The sequence below is a fragment of the Salinibacterium sp. UTAS2018 genome, assembly GCF_004118935.1.
Taxonomy (GTDB): Bacteria; Actinomycetota; Actinomycetes; order Actinomycetales; family Microbacteriaceae; genus Rhodoglobus.
This window is the reverse complement of sequence record NZ_CP035375.1, coordinates 202,920-228,131: the sequence shown is the minus strand read 5'-3', so window position 1 is coordinate 228,131 and position 25,212 is coordinate 202,920. Positions and strand designations below refer to the sequence as shown.

Here is a 25,212-nt window from a genome sequence, read left to right as displayed (position 1 = left end):
CGCCTACTTTCAGTTCTGGTGTTCACAAAAACGACGCGCAGTCTGCGCGCCAGACATCCCCACCAATGTTAATCGCTTTGTTGTGCGTCTGCTGGCCGTGAGGCGGCGATCTTCGTTATTTTCGTGACTTTTTTGCAGATTGTTTTCGAGTGGTGACCTTTAGGCTCGTGACCATGGATTTTTACGAGACCACGCCCACCCATGATTTGACCTACTCGGACGTGTTTTTGGTACCGAGCCACTCCGCGGTGGGGAGCCGCATGTCGGTCTCGCTCGCGCCAGGAGATGGCACGTCGGCCACGATCCCTCTCGTCGCTTCAAATATGAATTCGGTCACCGGGCCGCGCTTGGCCGCCAGTCTCGCTCGTCGTGGTGGGCTCGGCGTGCTGCCGCAAGACCTTAGCGATACTGAGATGGCGGATGCTCTGGCGTGGGTGCGCGCTCAACCCGCCGATATCGACTCCGCCGTGTTCTTGACCCCGCAGGACACCGTCGAACACGCCCTACTCGTGGTTCCACCGCTCCCGGGTCATGGTGTCGTATTGATGAACGACGGTGCGCTCGCCGGAGTTGTGCACGCCGAACGTTTGGCCACGGCACTGCCCGGTGCCGAACTGGGCGATATCGCCGACGGCGATATGCGCGCCATCGATCGCGCAGATTTTGGCAATGCCCGCGAGCTTTTTGATCTGCTTGTCGAGCGTGACCTCGATTTCGCCCCCGTCGTGGATGCGGGCACGGTTGTCGGTACCACGAGCAAGACGAGCGCGCTCCGTTCCACCCTCTACACGCCCGCGCTCGACAGTGAAGGCAAGCTCGCAGTCGCTGCAGCACTCGGAATCAACGGTGACGTTGCAGCGAAGGCCCGCGCTCTGGTGGCTGCCGGCGCGAGCACGCTCGTTCTCGACACCGCGCACGGCCACCAAGAGGGAATGGTGCGGGCTGTCGAGATCGTTGCAGCGCTCAACTTGGGCGTACCTCTGGTCGCGGGCAACGTCGTTACGAGTGCCGCAGTGCGCGACCTCGTGACGGCGGGCGCCACAATTATTAAGGTGGGCGTTGGCCCTGGCGCTATGTGCACGACGCGCATGATGACCGCGGTTGGTCGGCCCCAGTTCTCCGCCGTTCTCGAGACCGCCGCGACCGCACGCGAGCTCGGCGCCCGCGTGTGGGCCGATGGCGGGGTGCGGTACCCCCGCGACGTTGCCCTCGCGCTCGCCGCCGGCGCAGCATCCGTCATGATTGGCTCATGGTTTGCCGGCACGATCGAGGCGCCGGGAGAATTGCGCACCGACGATGCTGGCGCTCTCTACAAAACCAGTTGGGGTATGGCATCCACGAAGGCAGTGCGGGCTCGTTTCGGAGGACTCGATGCCTACGAACTTGCTCGCAAGGAACTCTTCGCAGAGGGAATTTCGGGGTCGAAGATCTACCTCGACCCCGCCCGCCCTTCTATTGACGACCTAGTGGACATGATCACGTCAGGGGTGCGCAGTTCGTGCACCTATGCCGGGGCGGCAAATCTGCGCGAGTTTCGTGAGCGCGCTCTCGTGGGAATCCAGTCGGCAGCAGGGTACGAGGAGGGTAAAGCGTTGCCCGTGAGTTGGTAAAGCTGTCGTTTATTCCCCAGCAATTTGTCCTATACTCAAGGCCATAATGGACGACCCTCCCTCTAGTGGTCGCCCGGGCCTTGTTCCGCGCGACTTCCCCTTGTTCTTCGCCCGTTCTCTACCTACCTCCGCGGCTGGAGGTGATCTGTCATGAATGAATGGCTTCTCCTCGCCGCTGGCCTCGTGTTGACTGTCGGCACCGGCCTCTTCGTCGCCTCCGAGTTTGCACTCGTCAACCTCGACCGCTCTGATCTCGAAGCTCGCCAAGAACGTGGCGAGAAGCGACTCGCGACCACCATCGCAGCGCTCAAGCACACCTCGACACACCTCTCGAGCGCGCAACTAGGAATCACTCTCACCACGCTGCTCGCTGGCTACACTCTCGAACCTGCGTTCAGCACGTGGCTCGAGATCCCGTTAGCGGCCATACTGCCGTCGACGGCAGTGACCGTCATCGCCAGCATCCTGGCCATCACCTTCGCCACTCTGCTCTCGATGATCGTCGGTGAGCTCGTGCCGAAGAACTTCGCGCTTGCGCTCCCACGCGCCACAGCTAAGTTGGTCGTTCCGTTCCAGGTTCTCTTCACCACCGTGTTCAAGCCGGCCGTGAGCTTGCTCAACAACACGGCAAACGGCATTCTGCGTTCCGTGGGCATCGAACCCAAAGAAGAACTCTCCGGTGCGCGCACCGCTGAAGAGCTGACCTCGCTCGTACGCCGCTCGGCGAGCCAGGGCAGTCTCGAAGCAGACACCGCCACGCTGCTCGCGCGCACGCTCGCCTTCGCCGACCACACCGCGCAAGACGTCATGACCCCGCGCCCGCGAGTGGACAGCATCGACCGCACTGACAGCGCTCAAGACGTCATCGACCTCGCGAAGCGCACGGGATTCTCACGCTTTCCGGTGATCGACGACAGCATTGACGACGTCGTGGGATTCGTACACATCAAGCAAGCCGTTGCCGTGCCTCATAAGAAGCGCGCCGACGTGCCGGTCTCTGCTCTGCAAACTGAAGCGCTCCAAGTGCCAGAGACGATGCGGTTGGATGCCCTACTCGCCGAATTGCGTGGCCGTGGCTACCAAATGGCTGTCGTCGTTGACGAATATGGCGGAACGGCGGGAGTCGCGACTCTGGAAGATCTCGTGGAAGAACTCGTCGGTGAAGTTTCCGATGAGCACGACCGATCGAAGGCCGACGTGGTTCGTTCTCGTGACTGGTTTACCTTCCCGGCGATTCTGCGCCCCGATGAGCTTCTCGAGCGCACGGGCGTCGAAGTTCCCGAAGAAGGTCCCTACGAAACCGTGGCCGGGTGGCTCATGAGTGAGCTCGGTCGCGTTCCGCGCACGGGTGACACGATTACCGCCGCTGGCGGAGTGTTCCGCATCGAACGATTGGAAGGTCGACGCATCGACCGCGTGAGGTTTACCCCGGATCCGATTGTTGCCGCTGCCGATGCTGAGGTGGTGAACTAATGGACGTCTGGGGAATCATCTGGCTATTCGTATTGCTGCTGATCAACGCCTTCTTTGTTGGCGCGGAATTCGCCGTCATTTCGGCACGTCGCTCGCAGATCGAGCCGCTCGCGGCATCCGGTTCACGGTCAGCGAAGACTGCGCTGTGGGCCATGGAACACGCCACTCTCATGCTCGCTGCCTGCCAATTGGGCATCACGGTGTGTTCGCTGCTGATCCTGAACGTCTCTGAGCCTGCAATTCACCACCTGCTCGAGGTGCCGCTTGCTCTCACCGGTTTGAGCGAGGAGCTTATCGGCACGATCGCGTTCATTCTGGCGCTCATCATTGTGTCGTTCTTGCACGTTGTGCTCGGCGAAATGGTGCCGAAGAACCTCTCGTTCTCGATCCCGGATCGCGCCGTGCTCGTGCTCGCTCCACCGCTCGTGTTTATCGCGACGGTGTTCCGCCCGATCATCGTTGCGCTGAACGCGATTGCCAACGCCATTCTGCGCCTCTTCAAGGTCGAACCCAAGAACGAAGCAAACAGTGTCTTCACGCTCGACGAAGTCGCGACAATCGTCGCTCAGTCAACGCGCGAAGGAGTATTGACGGATGCCGGTGGCACGCTCACTGGCGCGTTCGAGTTCACCTCGAAAAAAGTTCGCGATGTCGCCATTCCGATGTCTGGGCTTGTGACACTGCCGGAAGATGCCGCCCCCGCCGACCTCGAAAAGGCCGTCGCGCAACGCGGATTCTCGCGCTACATTCTGTTGAACGACGCGGGGGAGCCCACCGGCTACCTGCACCTGAAGGACGTAATCGACCTCGAAGAGAGCGAGTTTCACGAGCCGGTTCCGCCCAAGCGGATTCGCCAGCTCATCTCGATGTATTGCGAGACTGACCTCGAAGATGCTCTCGCGACCATGCGTCGCTCGGGAGTGCACGTGGCACGCAGCTTCGATGCAACCGGCGAGACAACCGGTGTGCTGTTCCTCGAAGACATCATTGAGGTTCTTGTCGGCGAAGTGCAAGACGCCACCCGGCGTCGCTAGCGGCGTTCTCAACTATCGTTGTCATCCATGGAAGCTGAGTCGATGTGGAGTGCTGCTGACGCGGCACGCCACATCGCTCTGCCCCGGGATAGCGACGACAAGTACAGCCGGGGCGTTCTCGGCGTGATCACCGGTTCGGCCCTGTACCCGGGCGCCGCGGTGCTGGGAGTCGAGGCGGCCGCGCGCACCGGCGTGGGCATGGTGCGCTACCTCGGAGCGCAGCGCGCCCAGGACCTCATTCTGCAGCGCCGCCCCGAGGCCGTGATGGGCGATGGTCGGGTGCAAGCGTGGCTCATCGGTTCGGGGATGGATCATGCCGCACGAGAACCCGCTGCCGATCGCCACATTGCGGCCGCACTCGGACAGCACGTGCCGCTCGTCCTCGACGGGGGAGCCCTCGACGTAGTTCACCGCGCGACCACCCCGACCGTGATCACGCCGCACTACCGCGAACTCGGGCGACTGCTCGGCGAGCGAAAAGAAGCTATTGCGGAGGCTCCGCGTGACTGGGCGGAATCCGCCGCCACCCAACTCGGCTGCACCGTGCTGCTGAAGGGTCACACGACGTACGTGTCTGACGGCACATCGACGGCGGCGATCGCGGCTGCTCCCGCGTGGCTGGCTACCGCTGGCGCTGGAGACGCCCTCGGCGGCATCCTGGGCGCCCTCGTCGCTACCCACAGTGACGAAGTACTCGCCGACCCGAGCCTGCTGGTCGGCCTCGCCGCTACGGCGTCGTACGTGCACGGGCGCGCAGCTACTCTCGCGAGCGATGGCGGCCCCCTCACCATTCTTGATCTCTGCGCCAGTGTCTCGCGGGTCATCGCTGAACTTGTCGAGACCTCAGCGGACGCCGCAGCGGCTGACTCCCGACCGCAGTGCTGACCCGTCACTCCGTCAGCGCCATCGGGCTCTGGCTGCTCTTCATTGCTGCCCACCTCGTTCTCGGCCTACTCAACCTCCACGGCCCGGGCAATCCCTTTGGCGATGTGACGATCGTTTACGCCGGCTGGGCTCAGCAAGCGTATGCCTCGGGCATCGTGGCTGGCGTTGACATTCCGTGGGTGTATCCGCTGCTCGCCATCGTGCCCATTCTGGCGTCCGTGACCTTCGGTGTTGAATTGATCGGGGCAACGTGGCTCACGCTTGTCATGCTGCTCAACCTCGTGGCGCTCGGCTTCATCACCCACTGGGGGCGCTCTCATTCGGGAGTGAATATCGGATGGTGGTGGCTAGCCTTCATCGTCGCCCTTGGCCCGATTGCGTTGGGCCGTATCGATGCCATCACCGTGTCCATCACTCTGGTGGGGGTGCGCTTGCTGAGCACGCACCCTCGCGTCGCCGGAGTAGTTTTAGCCTGCGCCACGTGGGTGAAGGTGTGGCCTGCGGCCCTTGTCTTAGCTGCATTCATCGCGGTGCGTGAGCGGTGGGCGATCGCGATTGCTGCGGCGGCCACCACCGCGACGGTTGTCGTGTTTGCCTTACTGGCGGGATCAGGCGGCAACGTGTTTAGCTTCGTGACGGAACAAACCGGCCGTGGCATCCAAGTTGAATCGCCGGTCGCTGGTTTCTGGCTCTGGCAGATTGTGGCGGGAGCGCCCGATTCGTTCGTTTACTACGACTCCACGATTCTGACCTTCCAAGTGGCCGGGCCGGGAGTGGATGCCGTAGCCGCGTTCATGACACCGCTACTGGCCGTCGTGGTGCTCGCGATAGCTGCGCTCGGAATCCGTGCTGCCCGAGCCGCACTGCACGCCGGGATCAGCGCAACACGGGTGCTCGCACCCCTCAGCCTCGCGCTGGTTCTCGCGCTCATCGTCGCGAACAAGGTCGGCTCGCCACAGTTCGTGTCTTGGCTGGCGGTGCCAGTCGTGCTGGGGCTTCTGAATTCCGCACTGAATTCCGGTTCTAGCGCGCACGTGCGTGACGACAGACGCTCCCACACGAGCTTTTTGCTGCCCGCCACGCTGAGTATCGCCATCGCCGTGCTCACGCAGCTCGTGTACCCATACTTCTACTACCGTCTGTTGGTCGCTGATCCGCTGTTGGTAGCGATCGTGAGCGCGCGCAATCTATTGCTGCTGGCCCTGTTGGTCTGGGCAATAGTAGAGCTCGTGAGGCTTGGCCGCCCAGTGTCGAGCCTTCAACCACCTGCATCATTCTCAGAACGCCTTACGGCAAAGGAGCCAGCATGATCGTCGCATTCTCAATCGCACCCAGTGGCAGTTCCGATGGAACTGATTCCGTCCACAATGCGGTCGCTGCCGCAGTCAAGGTTGTGCGGGACTCGGGGTTGCCCAACCAGACCGATTCGATGTTCACGACAATCGAGGGTGATTGGGATGAAGTCTTTGCAGTCGTCAAAGCAGCGACGGAAGCGGTCGGCCAGTTCGGGTCGCGCGTGTCGCTCGTGCTGAAGGCTGACATTCGCTCCGGTCATACCGGCGAGATGACGGGTAAAGTCGAGCGCCTAGAGCAGGCGATCATTCGTGCCGAGAGTTAGCCCACCGGCCGACGCCGGCCTCGCCGGCCCCGCTGAGGCCGCACAGCACTATCGCCCTGCCCCACCGGAGTGGGTTCAGGGCGATTGGTGTGGTGCGTGGTGCGAGGTGTGGAATGGCGCTGCTTAGAGGTGGTGCATTGTGTCGGTCTCGATAAGAATGCCGTCTTCGAGTGCCCGCTTGCGCAGGGCAACCTTGGTTCCGACATCGAAGCCTGCGACGCGGTACTTTTCGCGAATGCGCTTGAGGTAGCTCTTGGCAGTCTCTTCAGAAATGCTGAGTTGGTAGGCCACGGACTTGACGGGCTCGCCGCCGCCGTAGAGCGCCATTACGCGACGTTCTTGAGCGCTGAGCTTGGGGGCGCCACCGATCTCGTCGGCGTTGATCGCCAAGTCGAGTTCTGCAGAGATGAACGATTCGCCCTTGGAAGCCGCACGGATCGCTTCAACGATCATGTCGGCGTCTTCGCTCTTTACAAGGTAACCGAGCGCGCCAGCAGCGAGAGCTTCGCGAACCACGTTCGGTTCGGAGTAGGTGCTCATGAGAACGACGCGAACGTTCATCGACTTGAGAGTGTTGATCTTGAGCGAGACCGGAATGTTGTCTTTGAGGTCGAGGTCGAGCAGTACGACGTCAACGGGGAACTCGGGGTGAATCGTGAGCTCGGGCCAGGTGGGAACGGCAACGACCATGTCGATGTCTTCGGCTGCTTTGCGGATCCACTCGGTGAGAGCGCCGAGCAACATTCGGTGATCGTCGACGATTGCGAGCCGGATGCGCGGTGTTGATTCAGTCACGATAATTCCTCTGGTAGATCGTCTTATCTTACGAATTTATTGGTCTGCTGGGTTATCGACAAGACATTCAATGTCGAGACGCACGCTTGAGTTCTCGATCGAGTCAGCATAAGTGCCGACTTTCGCTATTGCTTCCCACGTTGAAGCGTCGACGCGATTGCGAGCCACTCCACTTGACGTGATCGAGATGCCGACCGCTACTTTGTCTTCGAAGCCGGGCGCCACAACGGTAGTTGATGGTGCGATCGTAATGTGAACGGAGTTTTTGGCTCCGCGCTTCGGGGTGTCCGTGACAAAGAGCCAGGCCGTCGAGAGTAAACCGTCGCGTTGCGCCGGGTCGAGGAGACCGGCGAGGCTTCCCTTATCGGTAAGGGTGACCGACTTGCCGAGAAGGTCAGACTCGGTGATCGCGTGATAAAGCCAGGTTTCACGGCGTCCCTCAATGAGGTGAAGCCGCAATTCTGTAGCGAGAGAGGCGGCTGTCGACGCGATTTTGGGTTGGAGCGGCAATTCGATAGCCCCGTTTGCTACGGAGTCCAGAAGTTTTTCGGCGGCGAGGTCGAGGCGAGCCAATTCTTCGGATGCCATCATGCCGACCGCAAAGCGGGGTGCCGTCAACGTGCTCTGCACCAACACTCGATCGAGCTCAACCTGCACGAGTTGCCGAAAGTTGGTGATGAGCGAGAGCCCGATCACGGTGGGCAGCACGGCGAATGCGACCGTGGTGACTTGCGGCGCGAGGTTGTCGGTTGTCAGCGGAACGTTGACCACAATGACGGCAATCAGACCCACGCCAACAATTGAAACAGCGGCAATGAGCTCAGCGGGCGGCCGAACAGTGAGAACCAGCAGGAGCGCCATGCCGGCTGCTACTGCGGCGGTGGCATAGCCGCCGATGTCGTGGAGGTCCCAGATCGCATAAACATCGAGGGCGATGACGGCGGCCAAGCCTGCGACAAAGACGATGAACATCCAGTGAGAAAGCTGGCCGCTCGTGACTTGAACCACAGTGATGGTGGCGGCGATCAGCAGAATGAGCAGGCCCCAAGCGAGGGCGGCCACGATCGGATTGGGGTAGACATCCCATTGGATGACGAGCCAGACGAGGCCGTAAATGGCCCGCAAGCTGACGAGGATAGCGGCACCGACACCGACGAACCCGGTACCGAGACTCGTGAGGCGCGGGCTGTCATCCCGGGCCAGACGTCGCACCGTTTCGCTTCTGGCGTGGCGTCCTTTGTTGCCGACGATCACGCCGAGGGTGTTTTCTTCAGGGGGAGCATACGTCATCGAGGTACCTCCAAGACCACAGTGGTTCCTGAGCCCGGGGTCGAGAACAATCGCGCTTGACCGCCGACTTCTTTCAACCGGGCGACTACTGATTCTTTGAAACCGAGGCTGGCTGAATCGACATCGTCGAGGATGAAGCCGACTCCAGAGTCAGTGATCATCGCGCGAACAGTGGTGTCGTCTTCGGTGATCGTCACGTGCGCTTCCGTGACCCCGGAGTGTCGGCGCACGTTCTCGAGGCACTCGGCGAGGGCGAGCAAGAAAGCGTCGAGAACGTCGCTGGGGAGGAGCACCTGACCGGTGCCGTGCCAACTGACCTCGAGCCCCATCCGGCCGAATCGCTGTTTCACTGACTCCAGCGTGGTGCCGAGAACTGTTTCGCTAACAGGGCCGCTGAGGTTGTAGTCACCAGAAGCTTGCGGGGTGGGAGTTGCTCCGAGGCGCAATTGGCGCAGCAATCGCGCGTCGTCTCCGGACTGCTGGCGCATCGCTTCGGCCGAGACGCCGATTCCTGAGTGAGCGAGCAGGGTGAGAGTAGCTAAGACAGTGTCGTGCAAAAGCCGAGCACCTTGGCGGCGCTGTGCTTCTGTTTCGCTCGCCTGTCGTTCCGCGCGATGCGCGCGACCGATGCTGGCGATACGGCGAACGGCCTGCGGAACTCCCGAACTGATCCAGAATCCGATGAGGGCCGCGAGAACCCAGCCGAAAACCAGAAGCGCGAGAGTGCGAACCGGCGGTTGGAATGGCGCCAGCGAGAGAACGGTGACGCTAGAGATCGTGACGAAACTAATCAGCAGCACGATGCGCCGCACCAGCGTGGTCGTCAGCACGATTGCTAGGCACGCCAGTGAAGCGGATGACAATTGAGCGATCGCGGAGAGGCCTGCTTGGCTGGGGCCTCCTGGGGTGCCAGCCACGAGAAGAATCACGATGCTGCCGGCGATGAAGGGCGGGATGACCCACCCGAGCGAGCGACTATTGCCCATTTTGAAGTGAAGAACAGCCATCACCGCATAGAGCGGCAGGCACATGAAGAGAGTCAGGGTTGACACTGCGCCGGGAATGCTCAGGCAGATGGCCGATACGGTCAAAAAACTGAGGGTCGCTACGCGCGCTGTGCGCTGCAGTAGGCGATCCCGTTCTTTTGCAGTGAGGTCCATTGGGGGCAATGTTTGCACATCCAGTCCCTCAATTAGGGGTGACGCACCGCTTTTGTCATGAGGGAACGCCAATTTTTGACTAACACGCACACCTTCGGGCGATTCCCAGCAGTCTTAGAGATCGAGCAAACGCGTCAATTGTGCACTCATCAGCTCGTCTTCGATGAGAAACCCATCGTGGCCGAACGGCGAGTGGATGACGTGGGGAACGTTGCCGTCGAGATTGCCGGGCACGTACTCGGCAATGATCTCTTGGCCTGACACCGGGAAGAGTCGGTCGCTGTCGATGCCGAGTACAAGCGCGGGCATCGTTACTCGGGCGAGCGCTTGCTGAACTGTTCCCCGGCCGCGCGCAATGTCATGAGAACTCATCGCCTCAACGAGCGTGATGTAGCTGTTGGCATCAAAACGGCGGGCGAACTTGTTGCCGTGAAAATCGAGGTAGCTCTCAACCGCGTAGCGGCCGCCCTTGCCCCAGGGGCTGACTTCGCTCTGCCACGTGCGCTCGAAGCGGTCGTTGAGCTCGTCGGAGGAGCGGTAATTGATGAGGGCCAGACGGCGCGCGAGGGCCAAGCCGCGGTGGGGACCATCGCCATCCGCTGAGTCGTAGTAGGCACCGTCGGCGAAGGCGGGGTCGGTGCGAATGGACTCGACCTGCACCGAGTTGTGTGCGATCTGGTCGGCGGTGGACACGGGCGGTGCGGCCAAGATGGCCACTTTGGCGAGACGCTCCGGATGCCCGACCGCCCACTCGAGGGCGTGCATGCCGCCCATCGAGCCGCCGATCACTGCGGCCCAACGGTCAATGCCGAGTGCGTCGCTCAGTGCGACCTGTGCGGTGACTTGGTCGCGGATGGTGACGAACGGAAAGCGGGCGCCGAATTCGGCTCCGTCGGGGGCGTGAGATGCGGGGCCAGTGCTGCCTTGGCAGCCGCCCAAGATATTGGGGGCAACGACGAACCAGCGATCGGTGTCGATAGCTTTACCGGGCCCCACGAGATCGTTCCACCATCCGCCCGTAGCGTGACCGGCCCCGGGAGCTCCGATGATGTGGCTGTCGCCGGTAAGGGCGTGGGCAATAAGAATGGCGTTCGAGGCATCATCGTTGAGCGTGCCGTGGGTTTCGTACGCGATACGCGCCGAGGGCAGCTTTCCGCTGAACTCGAGCGACAGGTCGGTGACGGTGACGAACTGACGGTGCCCGGCGGGGTCTCCTTCTCTCCACGCACCGGTTGCCGGAGGCTTGCCGAGGAGCGAACGCACGTTTGCGTCAGTGATGAATGCCGAAGGAACAGTGTCTTCAGGTGTCTGCCAGTCCATGTCACTCCCAGTATCGCGAACGAACCTGTGCGGCACGAAATTATTACGGCGGTACCGGAAAGAATTTTCTGTGACCAACTCTGGCCGGTGCGTTAACGCAATGGTGGCGGTGACCCCCGTGAGGAGTCACCGCCACCGTCAGCAGTGCGTACGCCGAAGCGACTAAGCGCTCGCGCGGAGCTCTTCCGTCTTCGCGCGGGCAGCATCGAAGCCGGACTGAAGGTCGGCCTTGATGTCCTCGATGTTTTCGAGGCCTACCGAGAGACGCACCAGTCCGGGTGTGACTCCGGCGGTCAACTGCTGCTCGGGGGAGAGCTGTGAATGGGTGGTGGAGGCCGGGTGAATGATGAGGCTGCGAACATCACCAATATTGGCAACGTGGCTGAACAGCGAAACGCCATTCACAAACGAGCGGCCGGCGTCAACGCCGCCCTTGAGTTCGAAGGAGAGAACTCCGCCGACACCCTGGGGAGCGTATTTGTTGGCGGTTGCATACCAGGGGCTCGACGGGAGGCCCGCGTAGAACACGGTGTCGACATCCTCGTGAGCGTCGAGCCATTCAGCGATCGCCTGAGCGTTCTGAACGTGACGTTCAATACGCAGGCTGAGGGTTTCGATGCCCTGGATGAGCGAGAACGCGCTGTCGGGGGAGATAGCGGCACCGAGGTCGCGCAGCAGCTGCACGCGCGCCTTGATGATGTACGCGATGCCGTCGCCGAGCACTCCCGTGTAGCTCGCGCCATGGTACGAGGGGTCGGGCTCAGTGAGGCCGGGGAACTTGTCGACGTTCTTTGACCACTCGAACTTGCCACCATCCACGATGACGCCGCCGAGAACGGTGCCGTGACCGCCGAGGAACTTCGTCGCCGAGTGCACGATGATGTCGGCGCCGTGCTCGAGCGGGCGAATGAGGTACGGGGTGGCGATGGTGTTGTCGACGATCAACGGAACGCCGGCGGCGTGGGCAACGTTGGCCACGAGTTCGATGTCGAGCACGTTGATGCGCGGGTTACCGATGGTTTCCGCAAAGAGGAGCTTGGTGTTGGGGCGGATGGCGGCGGCCCACTCGGCAGCGTCATCCTGATTCTCGACGAACGTGGTCTCGATGCCGAGCTTCGCGAGGGTGTACTTGAAGAGGTTGTAGGTTCCGCCGTAGACAGACGACGACGAGACGATGTGGTCGCCGACCTGGGCAATATTGAGAACGGCGAACGTGGTGGCCGACTGGCCCGAGGCGAGCAGCAGTGCCGCGGTTCCGCCTTCGAGAGCAGCAACGCGCTGCTCGACGACATCCTGGGTGGGGTTCTGGATACGGGTGTAAATGTTGCCGAACTCGGCGAGCGCAAAGAGATTCTTGGCGTGATCTGCGTCGTTGAAGACGTACGCGGTGGTCTTGTAGATCGGGGTGGCCCGCGAGTTGGTCGTGGGATCAGGCTGCGCGCCCGAGTGGATCTGCTTGGTTTCAAAGTTCCAGTCGCTCACGGCGGCCTCCTAGGTCGGTTGGTGGATCGGGATGTCCGCCACACTGTGAGCCTAAGCAGGCCCCCGAGAGCGGTCAATCATCCGTGAAATATGTCGTAACTCAACGCTTCGGGGTAGACAGATTCGTCTCTTTGGGCAAGGGGATAAAGATCCAGTGCGGTTTCGGCTCAATGATCGGGCGGAAAATCTTCTTCACGATCGGGGTGGAGAGCGCGAGCGCAATGCCGATGGACGCCAACACCATGCTCACGAGCCACATGGCCGAAGCCCGGTCATCCAGCAGCAGCCCGCTCTCTCGGAGGGGATAGAGGATGAAGCTGTGCAGGAGGTAGACGTACATCGTGGCCTGGCCAGCATCCGATACCCACGTGTGACGGCGCGGAACAAGCGCGAAGAAGGCGGCGCTGAGAATGACCGCGAGCACGATGAGGCCGAGTCGCACCCCGCCGGCCCACCATTGGTCTTCGCCAAGGCCGTGGTAGGAGGCATCGTAGAAGAACCAGAAACGGAGGTCGATCGTGCGCCAGAGCTCGATGTTGAGGATCAGCACTGCCATGAAGCCCACAAAGATGGCTACGGCAAGAGTGCGAATCAGCACGAGTCGCTTGGCCACGTTCCAGCGGTCCATGAGCCCCCATTCGCGCAGTTTCCAGCCAAGAACGAAAAAGGGCAAGATGCCGATGGCGCGCGAAAGCGAGAACGTGCTGTCGACGTTGTCGAGATACCCGACACCGATGGAGGCGACGACGGCCCAGAGCAGCGGCCACCGCACTTGCGAGAGATACGGCAAGATGAGGCGGAAGATGCCGAGGGCGAGCAAGAACCAGAGAGTCCAACTCGGCTTCGACGGGTTGAGATCGGTTTCGCCTTCGACCAGAAACTTCACGAAGGTCCAGATGGTCTCCATGATGAAGTACGGCAGGATGATGTCGGTGATGACCCGGCGCATCTGAAGCGCAGTGGGGGCTCCCGGCTTTGAAAAGTAGCCGCTAATGATCGCGAACGCGGGCATGTGGAACGCGTAGATAAAAAGGTAGAGCGCGAGCGCGTTGTCGGAGTCGTAGGTCATCCGCTGGATGCCGTGCCCGATCACGACCAGGGTGACCGCAAGAAAGCGGGCGTTATCCCAGTGCGGCAGGCGCACCTTGGCGGTGCGGGAGGGCTGCGGGGTGGTGAGAGAAGCTCCGGTCATTCGTCGAAGTGTAATACCGCTACTTTGGAAGAATGGTGAATCGGCGAGTAGTAGTGACAGGGGCAAGTTCGGGCATTGGCGAGGCGACCGCGCGTCGGTTCGCTAAACACGGCTGGCAGGTGGTCGCTGTCGCGCGTCGCGCAGACCGACTTGCTGCGCTCGCGGCCGATACCGGCATCGAGACATTCGTAGCTGACGTGACGAAACAGGATGATGTAGAGGCGCTCGCCGCCTTCCTGCGTGAGCTTGGCCCCATCCACGCTCTGGTCAACAATGCGGGTGGTGCGCTCGGCGTTGCCAGTGTTGAAGACAGCGATGCGGATGACTGGATTCGGATGTTCGATGTCAACGTCGTGGGCACCAAGCGAGTAACGAGCGCGCTCTTGCCGTTGCTCCGCGAAGCGATCGTGGAGGGCGATGCGGCCAGTATCCTCATGGTCACCTCGATTGCGGCGACCGTGCCGTATGAAGGTGGCAGCGGCTACAACGCCGCGAAGTTTGCCCAGCATGCGCTCACGGCTGTGCTTCGGCTTGAGCTTGCGGGGGAGCCGATTCGGGTAATCGAGGTCGCTCCCGGCATGGTGAAGACCGAAGAATTTGCGCTCGTTCGTTTTGGCGGCGATGCTGCGAAGGCAGACACGGTGTACGACAACGTTCCCGACCCGCTCGTCGCTGACGACATCGCCGAAACGATCGTGCACGCGATTGAGTTGCCGCCGTTTGTGAACCTTGACCTCATTACGATCAAGCCCGTGGCTCAGGCTGCGCCGCACAAGATGATCAGAGGCGAACTCAAGCCGCGCTAGTCGGCGACGGGAGTTTCGTTGCTCGTTTCGGTCGGTTCGAGTTCCTCGAAGTCGTCAACGACATCCGCAAACGCGAGCTTGGGTACCAAGAACAACAGCACGGCCGCGACGAGAGCGCCAGCACCGCAGATCGTGAACACCGTCAGGTAGCCGAACAAGCTTGACGCGGTTTCGGTGACCGCGGAGGCGGCACCGGCGAGCAGCACGATGGCGAAGATTGCCGAGGCGAACGAGCCACCGATCGTCTTCGTGGTGTTGGTCAGCGCCGTGGCGATGCCGGTCTGGCCGCGCGGAGCGGCCGCAGCCGCAGCGGCGGGGAGCGCACCAACGAGAGCACCCGAGCCAAGGCCCGCGATGCTCATGTTGAGAAAGACGCTCAACACCGTGGTGTGGAACGGCAAGAACATCAGGTAGCCAGTGGCGACCAAGAACGTGGCCACGATGAGCGCGACGCGCGGGCTCTTCCACTTCGACAGAATCGGGAACAGCAGCGCTCCCACGATCATCGAGACGAGGTAGGCGCCGATGATGTACGAAATCTCATCCGATTCCATTCCGAGGCCGTAACCGTTGATGGGGTCGGTGCCGGCAAAGGTCGCGAGCGGTGCTTGGGCGCCGAGCAAGCTAATACCGACGAGGCCCGCCGTGAGCTGGATGGGCCACATGCTCGGGTCGCGCAACATCCGAAGATCGATCGCAGGGTCTTTCTGGCGCAGCTCGTAACGACCCCACGGGATGAACGTCGCGACACCGGCGAGCATGACGAGGTAGACCCACCAGGCACCGGGGCCGTTGATGCGCAAGAACGTGAGGCCCGAGGTAATGAGCAACAGGCCGATCGTGAGGAGCACGAAGCCCCAGAAATCGAGGGTGCGGCCGGGCAGCGGTTTCGATTCGGGCACGCCGAACAGGATCACGAAGAAGACGATCGTGACCGCGATGGCGGGGATCATGAGCGTCTGCTGCACGTTTTCGCCGAACGCTTTGAAGATGCGGCCACCACCGAGGGCGCCCATGATGGCACCGGCTTCGAGGGCGACAACGAGGAAGCCGGCGGCACGGCGGGTTTGTGAAGCGCCCATGCCGGTCGTGCGTCCGCGGTCGAAGATCAGCGCGACTTCTAGGGGAAGCCACACCACGTAGAACCCCTGCAGGGCCCACGCAATTAAGAAGCTCGTGAAGTCGCCCGTGAAGGCGAGCCACCAGGTTGCGCCGGCGGTGAGAACGGTCGAAATCAGCAGGATGCGCTTGTGGCCGTGCATGTCGCCGAGCTTCGCGAGAATCGGCACCACGATCGCGCTCAGGAGCAGCTGGGCGGCCTCGAACCAGTTGAAGTCAGCATCGCGGATGCCTAGATGCTCAACGAGGTCGGGGATCAGGGGGATGTAATACCCCTGAATGATTCCGCTCACCAGCTCGACGAAAAAGAGGTAGCCGATGAGGCCCATCGTGATGGCCCCGGATTTTCCGCGCAGGAATGACATGAACGGATGCTATCGGTAGACAGGGCGCGCGTTAGCGTAGTGACATGGATTTCAGCAGTGTCGACCCCGGCTGGGCTCGCGAATTGCACCCGTTCGAGGGGCCGTTGGCGGCGGTTGGTGCGTTTCTTGATGCAGAGAGCGCAGCCGGGCGACCGTGGCTTCCTCAGCCGGATGCGGTACTGCGAGCCTTCACAACACCGTTCGATGAGGTGCGCGTGCTCGTTGTCGGCCAAGACCCGTATCCGACGCCGGGGCACGCCGTGGGGCTCGCTTTCTCGGCCGAACGGATGGTGCGACCGCTACCGCGGAGCCTCAGCAACATTTTCAAGGAATTGCACGACGACCTCGGCATCCCGCCCGCAGCGCACGCCGACCTGAGCGCATGGCAGAGCCAGGGCGTGCTGTTGCTCAACAGGGTGCTGACGGTGCAGGCGGGTCAGACGGGCTCCCACCGTCGTCACGGCTGGGAAGAGATAACGGCCGCTGCGATTCGGGCGCTCGCGGCGAGGCCGCAGCCCCTCGTTGCGGTGCTGTGGGGTAAGGATGCGGAATCTGTAGCGCCACTACTGGGGGATTCGCCGGTGATCGTGAGTGCTCACCCGAGCCCGCTGTCTGCGCGCCGCGGGTTCTTCGGTTCGAAGCCGTTTAGTCGGGTGAATGCGGCGCTTGAGGCGCAAGGGGCTGCCCCTATTGACTGGCGCGTTGACCGCTCACTCGACCTCTAAAATAGGAGTCGCGATACCCACGACACGTGCAAGCGTCACCACGTGCAGCCTTCGCTCATCGCATTTTTGTCACGACACCCCAGGAGCAGCCATGGCACACCACTTCAGAGACGCCATCGCAGCGGACGATGCGGCGCTCGCCGAAATCTATGGCCACTACGTGAGCACGACCGTCGTGACCTTCGACATTGTTGAGGTCACTCCCGAGATCATGACCGCTAAGCGGGTCGCCGTGGAAGAGTCGGGGCTGCCCTTCATCGTCGCTGTCGACGACGATGAGCGCGTGCTCGGCTATGCCGCCATGTTCCCGTGGCGCCCCAAGGCCGCCTACAAGCGAACCGTGGAAGGCTCGATTTACCTCTCACCAGCAGCGACCGGGCAGGGTGTTGGCGGTGCGCTGCTGAACGACCTTATCGAGCGCGGACGCCAGGCCGGCATCCGCGAGATCATTGCTGTGATTTCGGATGACGGGGCCGACGCTTCCATTCACCTTCATAAGAAGCTGGGTTTCGAATCCATCGGGCACCTCAAGCGCGTCGGCTTCAAGTTCGACCGTTGGGTTGGAACCTTCCTGATGCAGAAGTCGATCGACGCGTAGCGCGGAGTCACGAACGCTCGGCGCACGAACACCGCACGGCCAAACGGTTCGCGATCGAGTACCGCACGAATTTCGTGCGGGCGAATAGCTCGCGAACGAACCCCCTACAAACGAACGGATGCCCGGCCTCCCGCGAAGGGAGAGCCGGGCATCCGCCGTTCTGATGGGTGGTGAGGGTCAGCGCGTTGGCTGCCGCGTACGGGTTAGGCCGCGTTACGAGCTAGGCCGCGTTACGCGGAGTTGCGCGCCGTAGCAACGTGAACCCAGCCACACCGCTGATCGCGGTGAGCACGAGGCTCCAGGCCGCGACGCCAGTGACCCCGAGATCGACCAAGGTGGCCCCGATTGCGACCCACGAATCCGTGAAGGTTGCTAGCGCAATCAAGCCGACGAGCAACGCCGCGACGACGATGAAGAACATCGTCACGCCGGTGGCCTTCCAGCGTACCCAGACAGCGGCAATGGCTGAGCCGAAGAACAGGAAGAACAAGAACGCGACGAATTGCACGAAGATGCGTTCCACAATGCCCGCTCCGAAGTAGACGGGCGCGAAAATCGTGACGCCCATTCCCCAGCCGCCTGTCATCGTTTCCGCGACCGAAATTATCGTGAGTCCTGCGGTATAGATCACGGCTAGCGCCACGAAAGCGAGCGCGCTTCCGAGGTAGTAGTCGCGGCGCGTAACGCCGTAGCCGAGAGCAAACGGGAATGTGATGCTGATCGCTTGGATCGCCACGACCATCATGTAGATGTAGATGAAAAAGCTTGAGCCGGAGAACTGCGTTCCTTCGAGGGCTGATTCTCGGGCGGACTCATCAATGGCGGAATAGATCAGCCACCAGACGGTCAGCATCCCCACAAAGATCACGCCGAGAATGATCCACGGCAGTCCGAGGGTCGTCCAGGGGTTGGCGAAATGCAGTTTGGCTACGTTGGTAATGCGCTTCAGGGGGCTTGCCGGTTGGGCGAGAGCCGTTGTGGTGGTCATGCGCTGGCCTCGAATTCCTTGGTCTCGGTGCGGGTGAGTTGGATGATGAGCTGCTGCAACGACACCGGTGACAGTTCCAGCCCGGCAGCGTGCGCGTCGCGGCGCTCGCTCTCGCTGAGCCCAGCAACGGTTACCGAGCTGAGCCCGCCGATGCCGTCGCGGTGCAACACTTCGCGGTTGCCGATGAACGCCTCGACGGCGGTCTTCATGCCGACCACGTTCGTGGCGCGGTTGCGGAGAGTTTCGGCATCCTCATTGATGAGGAGCTTGCCGTCGTCGATCACGAGAACGTGTTCGAGCAGGTTGCTGACCTCGTCAATGAGGTGAGTGGAGAGAATCACGGTGCGGGGGTGGTGCGCGTAGTCCTCAAGAAGGCGGTCGTAGAAGATTTGGCGAGCCACGGCATCCAACCCCAGGTAGGGCTCATCGAAGAAGGTGAGCGGTGCGCGTGAGGCGAGGCCGACGATGACTCCGATGGAGGAGAGCTGGCCGCGCGAGAGTTTCTTGATGCGGCGGTCGAGGGGGAGGCGGAAGTCGGCGATCAGGCGATCGGCAAATTCTTGATCCCAGTTGGCGAAGAACCACGGGGCAGTTTTGAAGACGTCTTTGGGGCGGAAGTCTTCGGGGTAGCGCTGGCTCTCTTTGATGAAGCAGGTGTTCTGCAGAACCTTGGCGTTCTCCACCGGTGCTTGCCCGAACAGCGAGATCGTGCCGCTCGAGGCGAAATCTTGACCCGTGAGTAGCTGCATCAGCGTGGTCTTGCCAGCGCCGTTGCGACCGAGGAGGCCGTAAATCTTGTTCTCTTCGACGGTGAAGCTCACGTCGTTGACGGCGTTTACTTTGCCGAAGTGCTTGCTGAGGTTGGTTACCTCGATGGTGGAGGTCATGAGTTATTCGCCTCCTTGGCGATCATCAGGGTGAGTTGGGCGGAGTCGATGCCGAGCTTTTCTGCCTCGGCCAAGAGGGGGCGAACGTACTCGCTGCTGAAGCTGTCGCGGCGAGCACCTTTGAGCTGTTCTTGAGCGCCGGTGGCGACGAACATTCCGATTCCTCGTTTCTTGTAGAGAATTCCGGCATCGACGAGCACGTTCACGCCTTTGAGGGCGGTCGCGGGGTTGATGCGGTAGAAGGCTGCGAACTCGTTGATCGAGGGAGCCTGGCCTTCTTCGGGCAGGGCGCCGGAGATGATGTCGTTCTCAATGTTCTCGGCGACCTGCGCGAAAATGGGGCGAGAGTCATCCATGTGAGCCTCCTTTCTGAGTGCGGGTGGCGGTCTAGCAGCGCCGCGGTGTAGCAGTAAAAGCGCGGTAGCTAGTCGGTTAGTTGGTTGTGTAACTAACCAACCAGCATGGCGGGTCGTTGTCAACCCCCTTAGGCTGAATCCGTGTCAGAACTTCATCGCCTCACTGCCCTTGAGCAGCTCCATCTCGTGCGAGCGGGCGAGCTAAAGCCCAGCGAACTCGTGGAGTGCTACCTCGATCGCATCGACCGCCTCAACCCCGAGTTGGGCGCCTTCACGGTCGTGACTCCGGATGCTGCGCGCCAGCGTGCCGCCGAACTCGAGGCCTCTGGCTCCCGCGCCGCCGCCCTCTGGGGTCTACCCTCGGGCGAAAAAGACTTGTGGGCCCGCGCCGGAGTGCGCACCGCCTATGGATCGCGCGCCTTCGCCGACTTTGTGCCCGAGGTCTCGGATGAGATCGCCGACGTTCTCGACGCGGCTGGCGCGATCAGCCTCGGCAAAACAGCAACCCCCGAATTTGGCCTGCCTGCCTACACGGAACCGCTCTCGGATGCCCCGGCCGTGAACCCCTGGGACACCTCTCTCGGCTCCGGTGGCAGCAGCGGGGGAGCGGCCGTCGCGGTCTCGGCGGGGCTCTTGCCGTTCGCTCCGGGCTCCGACGGCGGTGGCTCGATTCGCATTCCCGCCGCCGCGACCGGACTCGTCGGCCTCAAGCCTTCCCGTGGTCGTGTGCCCGCGGGCAGCGGCTTCGGTAGTCTCGGCCAGCTTCCGGTGACCGGACCGCTGGCTCGCACTGTGGCGGATGCTGCCCTCCTCCTCGATGGCATCGCCGGCCCCTCGCCCTTCTCGGTTGGTCCGCCCACGTGGGACGGCGGCGCCTTCCTCAACGCCGCGATCCGCGGTGAGGGAACCTTCAACATCGGCGTCATGACAACCTCGCCGTGGGATGACACCTACGAGATTTCTGTTTCGCCCGAAGCTCAGGATGCTCTCACCCTCGCTCGCACCGCGCTCGACCAGCTCGGCCACGGCAGCGAAGACTTCGCGCTCGACCCGTCACCCGAATACGCCGAAGCCTTCACGGTGCTGTGGCAAGCGGGAGCCGCCGGAATCCCGCTCGACGGCGAACAACTCGAGCTTGTGGAACCCCTCACGAAATGGCTCATTGAAAGCGGACGCCGGATGAGCGCGCGCGACGTGGGCGTCGCCATCGCGACGCTGTCTCGGTTCGAGCGCAGCGTCATCCGCCAGTTCTCGACCTACGACGCCGTCCTGACTCCGGCGATGGCCATGACCCCGCGCCCGCTCGGTTGGTTTCATGCCGAGGATGCCTTCGAGAACTTTGCGAAGCAAGTGCAGTACACACCGTGGACGAGCTTCGTCAACGTCTCCGGCCTGCCCGCGATCAGCCTCCCCGTGCACGAAACCGCGGAAGGTCTGCCGATGGGCGTGCAACTCATTGGCCGCCCCGGTCGCGAGGACGTGTTACTCGCGATTGGTGCGCAACTCGAGCGGCGCTTCCAGTGGGGCTCGCGGCATCCGGTGGCGTTTGGGGCTTAGCGCTACTGGTTCGCTTTCCAACTCTCATCTTGATCGGGGGCGAAATGCACGCCCAGCGACTTCGCTAGTGCTCGCATCTGTTTCGAGAGAGTGCGCCACTCCTTCTCGGTAATCTCGCCGATCTCGAACCCGACTCCGCGCACCGCGCCGTCGGCAACGAAGACGGTCGCACCAGCCAAAGAGCCGAGGGCGAGATCAGCGTGCCCGGCAGAAAGCCACACGGCGGGATCGGTGACAGTGCCGCCGCCACCCAAGCTCGCATCCATCTCTAGGAGAGCGTGATGCACGACCGCAGAGTCCAACGGTTGACCGGCGGCAAGATCGTCGGGGTCATAGTCGCGGGGCGCGACCATGAACTCGTCTTCTTCCAGCTGCGCAAGGGCTGGAGCCGACTTGTCCGGGGCGACCCTGGGCTCAGACACAAACTCCGGAGGATTGCGCAACGAATCGAAGTCGCTTAGAGGGCGTGTGACCAGCGGCGCGAGGATCGATGCACCACAAGGGTTATCTCGCGCTAGAGCGGTCCAATCGCCGAACTCGGTTGAGAACCAGGCAAAGAATTTCTTAAACGAAACCCTCTTCCCATGAAACATTCCAGTCGCAGCCCACATGTCGAGTGAATTCAACTTTGGAGTGGGGGCGAAACCCGCCCGGTACACCAGCGTGTTGAAATGAGCGTGGTTTTTTCCTCCCCAGTTGTAGAGACTGAAGTGGGTTGACGGCTCAAGGCGCCGCAGAACTTCAAGGATGTAGCTTGGCAATGCTTGAGCGATGTACTGGCGCCGACGGTACTTAACCTTGGGAATGAAGCCGAAGCCAATCGATTCATCTGTTCGCCACTCGGCCGGGATTAGGTTCGCTTCGTCAGACTCGGGAAAGGTCTGGACCCACCTCCATAGCGGCTCCACGCTGGCCAAAGAGCCATCCATCTCATCGATAGGTCCGCCACTAGCGGCCATCCAATGCGCTAACTCGGTGAGCCGAAACTCCCGCGTATTCTCCGCGTGTGCCAAGTGGCGGTTCGCTTGCTCGCGACTCAAGTCGGACGGGCGGAGGTGCATCATGTGAGGCGCCAATCGATGAGGGGGATCATGCTTTAGTCCTGTGAGGTTCACGGTTCCGGGGGTTCGTGGTCGTGCGGCTCGCGACCCAAACGCTCGCAGCGGCCAAGAAGCTGACTGGCGCTCCGAGCCACCAAGCGGTACCGAGATCTTTTTCGACCACGACATAGTCGGGGTTGTCAGATGGCGCCTCGGCGTAAAACGAGCACTCAAGCGCGAGCGGAAGAACTGTCACCCGTGATTTGGTCTGCACAACATATTCCGAGTCGCTCAAACTCGCGGGAACATAATCAGCGCAGGACGAGTGGCTGTTTCGCTCCGCCAAGCTCGCGTATGCATAGAGCGAGCCGAGCCACAGGATTCCCATTACTGCCAAGGCAATCGCCGCTCGCCGCAGCACTTTTCTGCGTCGGTTCGTCTCGGTTGCGTGACTGTTGGTCATACTCGATTGTCGCAGAACAATAGAAATACTTAGGTTCCTCGGGGCCGGGCGTCGTGCTGTCGCGGGGACCTCGAATTCGCGGCTTGGAGTCTACCGAGAGGGCTTCGTAATTTAGGTAAGGCATGCCTATACTGGGATCAATGTTTCCTGAACTCTTCACCCCGCAGATCGCCTGGAATCCCCAGTCGGCTGACCGCGTGCTGCTTGCGGGAGACGAGACCTCAATCGACGCCATCTCGATGATTCTTGCGACATTGCCGGCTCGTTCACGCGGCCAGGTTTTCATCGAGGTTGACTCGGCTGACGACATCCAGCCGCTATCGGCTCCTGGTCGTTTCAGCGTGTGCTGGTTGCTGCGCGAACGCGGCCAAAGCGTTGCCCGCTCGGTTGACGCGTGGCTCAGCGAAATGCTGCCCGTCAGCGCCTTCGGTGAGAGCACCGTCTATGCGTGGGTTGCCCATCAGGGCCCCGCGCGCCTGCTTAGCTCCAACTAGCTCGCGCCCCTCCGACTAACTAGCGCCCCGCATCCGCCCGCTAGTTTTTCGTGCTGTCTCTCGGCACACGCGATGATTTCGCGCGCACATAGCCACCGAGCTCCAGCCCCGCTTCAACCTCAAAGCGGTTCGTCAGCGGGTTCTGCCCCGCCAGCAGGTACAGCGGGATAAACCACAACCCGTACTTTCGCCACTGCTCGCGGTGAACAGCCTCATGCTCCAACACAGCATCGCTCGCGATGCCGCCGGTCAAAAACACGGCGCCAATCGTCGTACCACCGCGCCCAAACGCCCACTTCGGCAGTGGCGTCGCCACCAGCACGCCGCCCCGCGACTTCAGCCCGCGCTTGCTCAGCGCCGCGCCCCACAGCGCTCCGGATGCCGTAGCAAACCAGTAACCGGGTCGCGTGACGACGGGGTGCAGCAGCACTCGCTGAGCCCGCGGACTATGTTCGGCGCGCGCGAGCGCGTGCCCGAGCCGCGTGCCCAGCGTTAGTGCTCGGCTCACGGACGCCCGATCGTTTCAAGCAGGCGCAGCCACACCTCGCTGATCGTGGGGTACGAGGGAACTGCATGCCACAGGCGCGCGATGGGAACCTCGCCCACGATGGCGATGGTGGCCGAGTGCAGCAACTCCGCAACATCCTGACCTACAAACGTCGCGCCAATAATGACCTGACGCTCGCGGTCGATCACGAGGCGAGCATGGCCTTCGTAACCGTCAGCCTGCAGGCTCGCGCCGGCAACCCACCCGATGTTGTAGTCGACGACCTGAGCGTCAATGCCCTGCTTCTCGGCATCGTGAGACATGACTCCGACCGAAGCGACTTCGGGATCGCTAAACGTGACTTGCGGAACAGCGCCGTGGTCGGCGGTCGCAACATGCGCACCCCAGGGGGCGTCATCCACGGACTCGCCCTTGGCGCGGGCGGCAATTACATCACCGGCAGCACGCGCTTGGTACTTGCCCTGATGGGTGAGCAGCGCGCGGTGGTTGACGTCACCCACGGCGTAGAGCCAGTCAGTGTCGGGTACGAGCATGGTGTCATCAACCCGGATCCAGTCACCCGGCTCGAGGCCAACGGTCTCAAGCCCGATGTCGTTCGTGCGCGCGGCGCGACCAGTAGCAATGAGAACTTCGGATGCCGTGAAGCTGCCGTCCGGAGTCTCAATCACGACGCCGTCAGCGGTGCGCTCCACGCGCGTGGGGGAGGTGCGCACGATCGTGACGTCGCGCTCCTTGAGCGCCTTCTCGACCATCTCACCGGCGAAATCTTCTTGGCCGTTCAGAAGCCCGCTGCGGGCAAACATCGTGACTTCAGCGCCGAGATCCCGGTAGGCGGTGGCCATTTCAACGCCGACAACGCCGCCGCCGATAATGGCGAGGGATTCGGGAACGACCTTCACCGCGGTGGCTTCGCGCGGAGTCCAGGGCTGAGCTTCGATCAGGCCAGGAACGTTCGGCAGCTGCGGGTCTGAACCCGTGCTCACGACCACGGCGTGGTTGGCTGTGAGCGTGGTGACGGTGCCGTCGTCGGCCGTGACCGTGACGGTCTTAGGGCCCGCGAGCCGCGCGTGCCCACGTTCGAGGCCGATACCCGCTTTCTTGACCCACTTCACTTGGCCAGCGTCATCCCAATTGCTGGTGAAGCTGTTCCGGCGCGCGAGCAGAGCCTCGACGTTGATGCCACCCGTGACGGCCTCGGCGGCGCCCGGCAGCTTCTCGACAGCGCGCAACGCCAGGCCGCTGCGGATGAGGGCCTTCGACGGCATGCAGGCCCAGTACGAGCACTCGCCACCCACGAGTTCGCTCTCCACGAGCACCACACTTAGCCCGCCTTGAACGGCGCGATCCGCCACGTTTTCACCGACCGCTCCGGCTCCGATTACGATGACGTCCCAGTTGTTCTCGGTCATGAGCGAACTCCTTCACGTTGGTGGTGCGGATGGTGCTG

At 62.1% G+C, this 25,212-nt stretch carries 24 protein-coding genes; 11 read left to right on the top strand and 13 right to left on the bottom strand.

What is annotated here, in order from left to right; all coding sequences use genetic code 11:
* The first annotated feature begins 173 nt into the window (after nt 1-173).
* The 6 genes from ESZ53_RS01105 (at nt 174) to ESZ53_RS01080 (ending at nt 6,620) form a co-directional block, all read left to right on the top strand.
* On the top strand, nt 174-1,610 hold the full coding sequence (locus ESZ53_RS01105) for a GuaB1 family IMP dehydrogenase-related protein (RefSeq protein ID WP_129071150.1): 1,437 nt from the start codon (nt 174-176) through the stop codon (nt 1,608-1,610).
* A 150-nt stretch (nt 1,611-1,760) separates the two neighbouring features.
* Nucleotides 1,761-3,083, top strand: coding sequence for a hemolysin family protein (locus ESZ53_RS01100; protein ID WP_129071149.1), 1,323 nt, complete (start codon nt 1,761-1,763; stop codon nt 3,081-3,083).
* Nucleotides 3,083-4,117 (top strand): hemolysin family protein, encoded by a 1,035-nt coding sequence (locus ESZ53_RS01095; RefSeq protein ID WP_129071148.1) that lies wholly within the window; start codon nt 3,083-3,085, stop codon nt 4,115-4,117. Before ESZ53_RS01100 ends, ESZ53_RS01095 begins: the two co-directional genes overlap by 1 nt.
* 27 nt (nt 4,118-4,144) lie before the next feature.
* Complete coding sequence (locus tag ESZ53_RS01090) at nt 4,145-5,002, top strand: ADP/ATP-dependent (S)-NAD(P)H-hydrate dehydratase (protein WP_129071147.1); 858 nt, start codon at nt 4,145-4,147, stop codon at nt 5,000-5,002.
* The gene (locus ESZ53_RS01085; RefSeq protein WP_129071146.1) at nt 4,996-6,312 is read left to right on the top strand and encodes a glycosyltransferase 87 family protein; all 1,317 of its coding nucleotides are present in this window, start codon (nt 4,996-4,998) and stop codon (nt 6,310-6,312) included. The genes ESZ53_RS01090 and ESZ53_RS01085 overlap by 7 nt, the downstream gene beginning before the upstream one ends.
* Nucleotides 6,309-6,620 (top strand): MTH1187 family thiamine-binding protein, encoded by a 312-nt coding sequence (locus tag ESZ53_RS01080; RefSeq protein WP_129071145.1) that lies wholly within the window; start codon nt 6,309-6,311, stop codon nt 6,618-6,620. The genes ESZ53_RS01085 and ESZ53_RS01080 overlap by 4 nt, the downstream gene beginning before the upstream one ends.
* 123 nt (nt 6,621-6,743) lie before the next feature.
* Here the strand turns inward: ESZ53_RS01080 and ESZ53_RS01075 are convergent, their stop codons facing one another.
* The 6 genes from ESZ53_RS01075 to ESZ53_RS01050 all read right to left on the bottom strand — a co-directional run bounded on the left by ESZ53_RS01075 (nt 6,744) and on the right by ESZ53_RS01050 (nt 13,859).
* Complete coding sequence (locus tag ESZ53_RS01075; protein WP_129071144.1) at nt 6,744-7,415, bottom strand: response regulator transcription factor; 672 nt, start codon at nt 7,413-7,415, stop codon at nt 6,744-6,746.
* A 36-nt stretch (nt 7,416-7,451) separates the two neighbouring features.
* Entirely contained in the window at nt 7,452-8,705 is a 1,254-nt protein-coding gene (locus tag ESZ53_RS01070; protein WP_129071143.1) for a hypothetical protein, read from the bottom strand.
* Nucleotides 8,702-9,865, bottom strand: a complete 1,164-nt coding sequence (locus tag ESZ53_RS01065) for a sensor histidine kinase (RefSeq protein ID WP_129071142.1) — start codon at nt 9,863-9,865, stop codon at nt 8,702-8,704. Before ESZ53_RS01065 ends, ESZ53_RS01070 begins: the two co-directional genes overlap by 4 nt.
* Before the next feature lie 114 nt (nt 9,866-9,979).
* A complete protein-coding gene (locus ESZ53_RS01060; protein WP_129071141.1) occupies nt 9,980-11,185 on the bottom strand; it encodes a homoserine O-acetyltransferase in 1,206 nt (401 codons plus the stop codon).
* Nucleotides 11,186-11,347: 162 nt separating this feature from the next.
* The gene (locus ESZ53_RS01055) at nt 11,348-12,667 is read right to left on the bottom strand and encodes a bifunctional o-acetylhomoserine/o-acetylserine sulfhydrylase (protein ID WP_129071140.1); all 1,320 of its coding nucleotides are present in this window, start codon (nt 12,665-12,667) and stop codon (nt 11,348-11,350) included.
* A gap of 100 nt (nt 12,668-12,767) precedes the next feature.
* On the bottom strand, nt 12,768-13,859 hold the full coding sequence (locus tag ESZ53_RS01050; protein ID WP_129071139.1) for an acyltransferase family protein: 1,092 nt from the start codon (nt 13,857-13,859) through the stop codon (nt 12,768-12,770).
* A gap of 32 nt (nt 13,860-13,891) precedes the next feature.
* On the opposite strand from ESZ53_RS01050, the gene ESZ53_RS01045 reads away from it, so the two are divergent.
* Nucleotides 13,892-14,665, top strand: coding sequence for an SDR family oxidoreductase (locus ESZ53_RS01045; RefSeq protein WP_129071138.1), 774 nt, complete (start codon nt 13,892-13,894; stop codon nt 14,663-14,665).
* On the opposite strand, the gene ESZ53_RS01040 is transcribed toward ESZ53_RS01045, so the two are convergent.
* Complete coding sequence (locus tag ESZ53_RS01040) at nt 14,662-16,149, bottom strand: MFS transporter (protein WP_129071137.1); 1,488 nt, start codon at nt 16,147-16,149, stop codon at nt 14,662-14,664. The two genes, ESZ53_RS01045 and ESZ53_RS01040, sit on opposite strands and share 4 nt — an antisense overlap.
* Nucleotides 16,150-16,193: 44 nt before the next feature.
* On the opposite strand from ESZ53_RS01040, the gene ESZ53_RS01035 reads away from it, so the two are divergent.
* Nucleotides 16,194-16,874, top strand: a complete 681-nt coding sequence (locus ESZ53_RS01035) for a uracil-DNA glycosylase (RefSeq protein ID WP_129071136.1) — start codon at nt 16,194-16,196, stop codon at nt 16,872-16,874.
* Between the two features lie 91 nt (nt 16,875-16,965).
* The gene (locus ESZ53_RS01030) at nt 16,966-17,472 is read left to right on the top strand and encodes a GNAT family N-acetyltransferase (RefSeq protein WP_129071135.1); all 507 of its coding nucleotides are present in this window, start codon (nt 16,966-16,968) and stop codon (nt 17,470-17,472) included.
* A 220-nt stretch (nt 17,473-17,692) separates the two neighbouring features.
* Here the strand turns inward: ESZ53_RS01030 and ESZ53_RS01025 are convergent, their stop codons facing one another.
* From ESZ53_RS01025 to ESZ53_RS01015, 3 genes are read right to left on the bottom strand one after another with little or no spacing between them, the layout of a single operon-like run.
* Nucleotides 17,693-18,460, bottom strand: a complete 768-nt coding sequence (locus ESZ53_RS01025; protein ID WP_129071134.1) for an ABC transporter permease — start codon at nt 18,458-18,460, stop codon at nt 17,693-17,695.
* On the bottom strand, nt 18,457-19,347 hold the full coding sequence (locus tag ESZ53_RS01020) for an ABC transporter ATP-binding protein (RefSeq protein ID WP_129071133.1): 891 nt from the start codon (nt 19,345-19,347) through the stop codon (nt 18,457-18,459). Before ESZ53_RS01020 ends, ESZ53_RS01025 begins: the two co-directional genes overlap by 4 nt.
* Nucleotides 19,344-19,703 (bottom strand): GntR family transcriptional regulator, encoded by a 360-nt coding sequence (locus tag ESZ53_RS01015; RefSeq protein ID WP_129071132.1) that lies wholly within the window; start codon nt 19,701-19,703, stop codon nt 19,344-19,346. The genes ESZ53_RS01020 and ESZ53_RS01015 overlap by 4 nt, the downstream gene beginning before the upstream one ends.
* Nucleotides 19,704-19,844: 141 nt before the next feature.
* On the opposite strand from ESZ53_RS01015, the gene ESZ53_RS01010 reads away from it, so the two are divergent.
* The gene (locus tag ESZ53_RS01010; RefSeq protein ID WP_129071131.1) at nt 19,845-21,260 is read left to right on the top strand and encodes an amidase; all 1,416 of its coding nucleotides are present in this window, start codon (nt 19,845-19,847) and stop codon (nt 21,258-21,260) included.
* 2 nt (nt 21,261-21,262) lie between these two features.
* Here the strand turns inward: ESZ53_RS01010 and ESZ53_RS01005 are convergent, their stop codons facing one another.
* Nucleotides 21,263-21,682, bottom strand: a complete 420-nt coding sequence (locus ESZ53_RS01005; RefSeq protein ID WP_129071130.1) for a hypothetical protein — start codon at nt 21,680-21,682, stop codon at nt 21,263-21,265.
* Between the two features lie 1,221 nt (nt 21,683-22,903).
* Here ESZ53_RS01005 and ESZ53_RS01000 point away from each other — a divergent pair.
* Nucleotides 22,904-23,257, top strand: coding sequence for a siderophore-interacting protein (locus ESZ53_RS01000; RefSeq protein WP_010205043.1), 354 nt, complete (start codon nt 22,904-22,906; stop codon nt 23,255-23,257).
* 40 nt (nt 23,258-23,297) lie between these two features.
* On the opposite strand, the gene ESZ53_RS00995 is transcribed toward ESZ53_RS01000, so the two are convergent.
* The gene (locus ESZ53_RS00995) at nt 23,298-23,765 is read right to left on the bottom strand and encodes a hypothetical protein (RefSeq protein WP_210403819.1); all 468 of its coding nucleotides are present in this window, start codon (nt 23,763-23,765) and stop codon (nt 23,298-23,300) included.
* Nucleotides 23,762-25,174, bottom strand: coding sequence for an NAD(P)/FAD-dependent oxidoreductase (locus tag ESZ53_RS00990; RefSeq protein ID WP_129071129.1), 1,413 nt, complete (start codon nt 25,172-25,174; stop codon nt 23,762-23,764). Before ESZ53_RS00990 ends, ESZ53_RS00995 begins: the two co-directional genes overlap by 4 nt.
* Between the last annotated feature and the right edge of the window lie 38 nt (nt 25,175-25,212).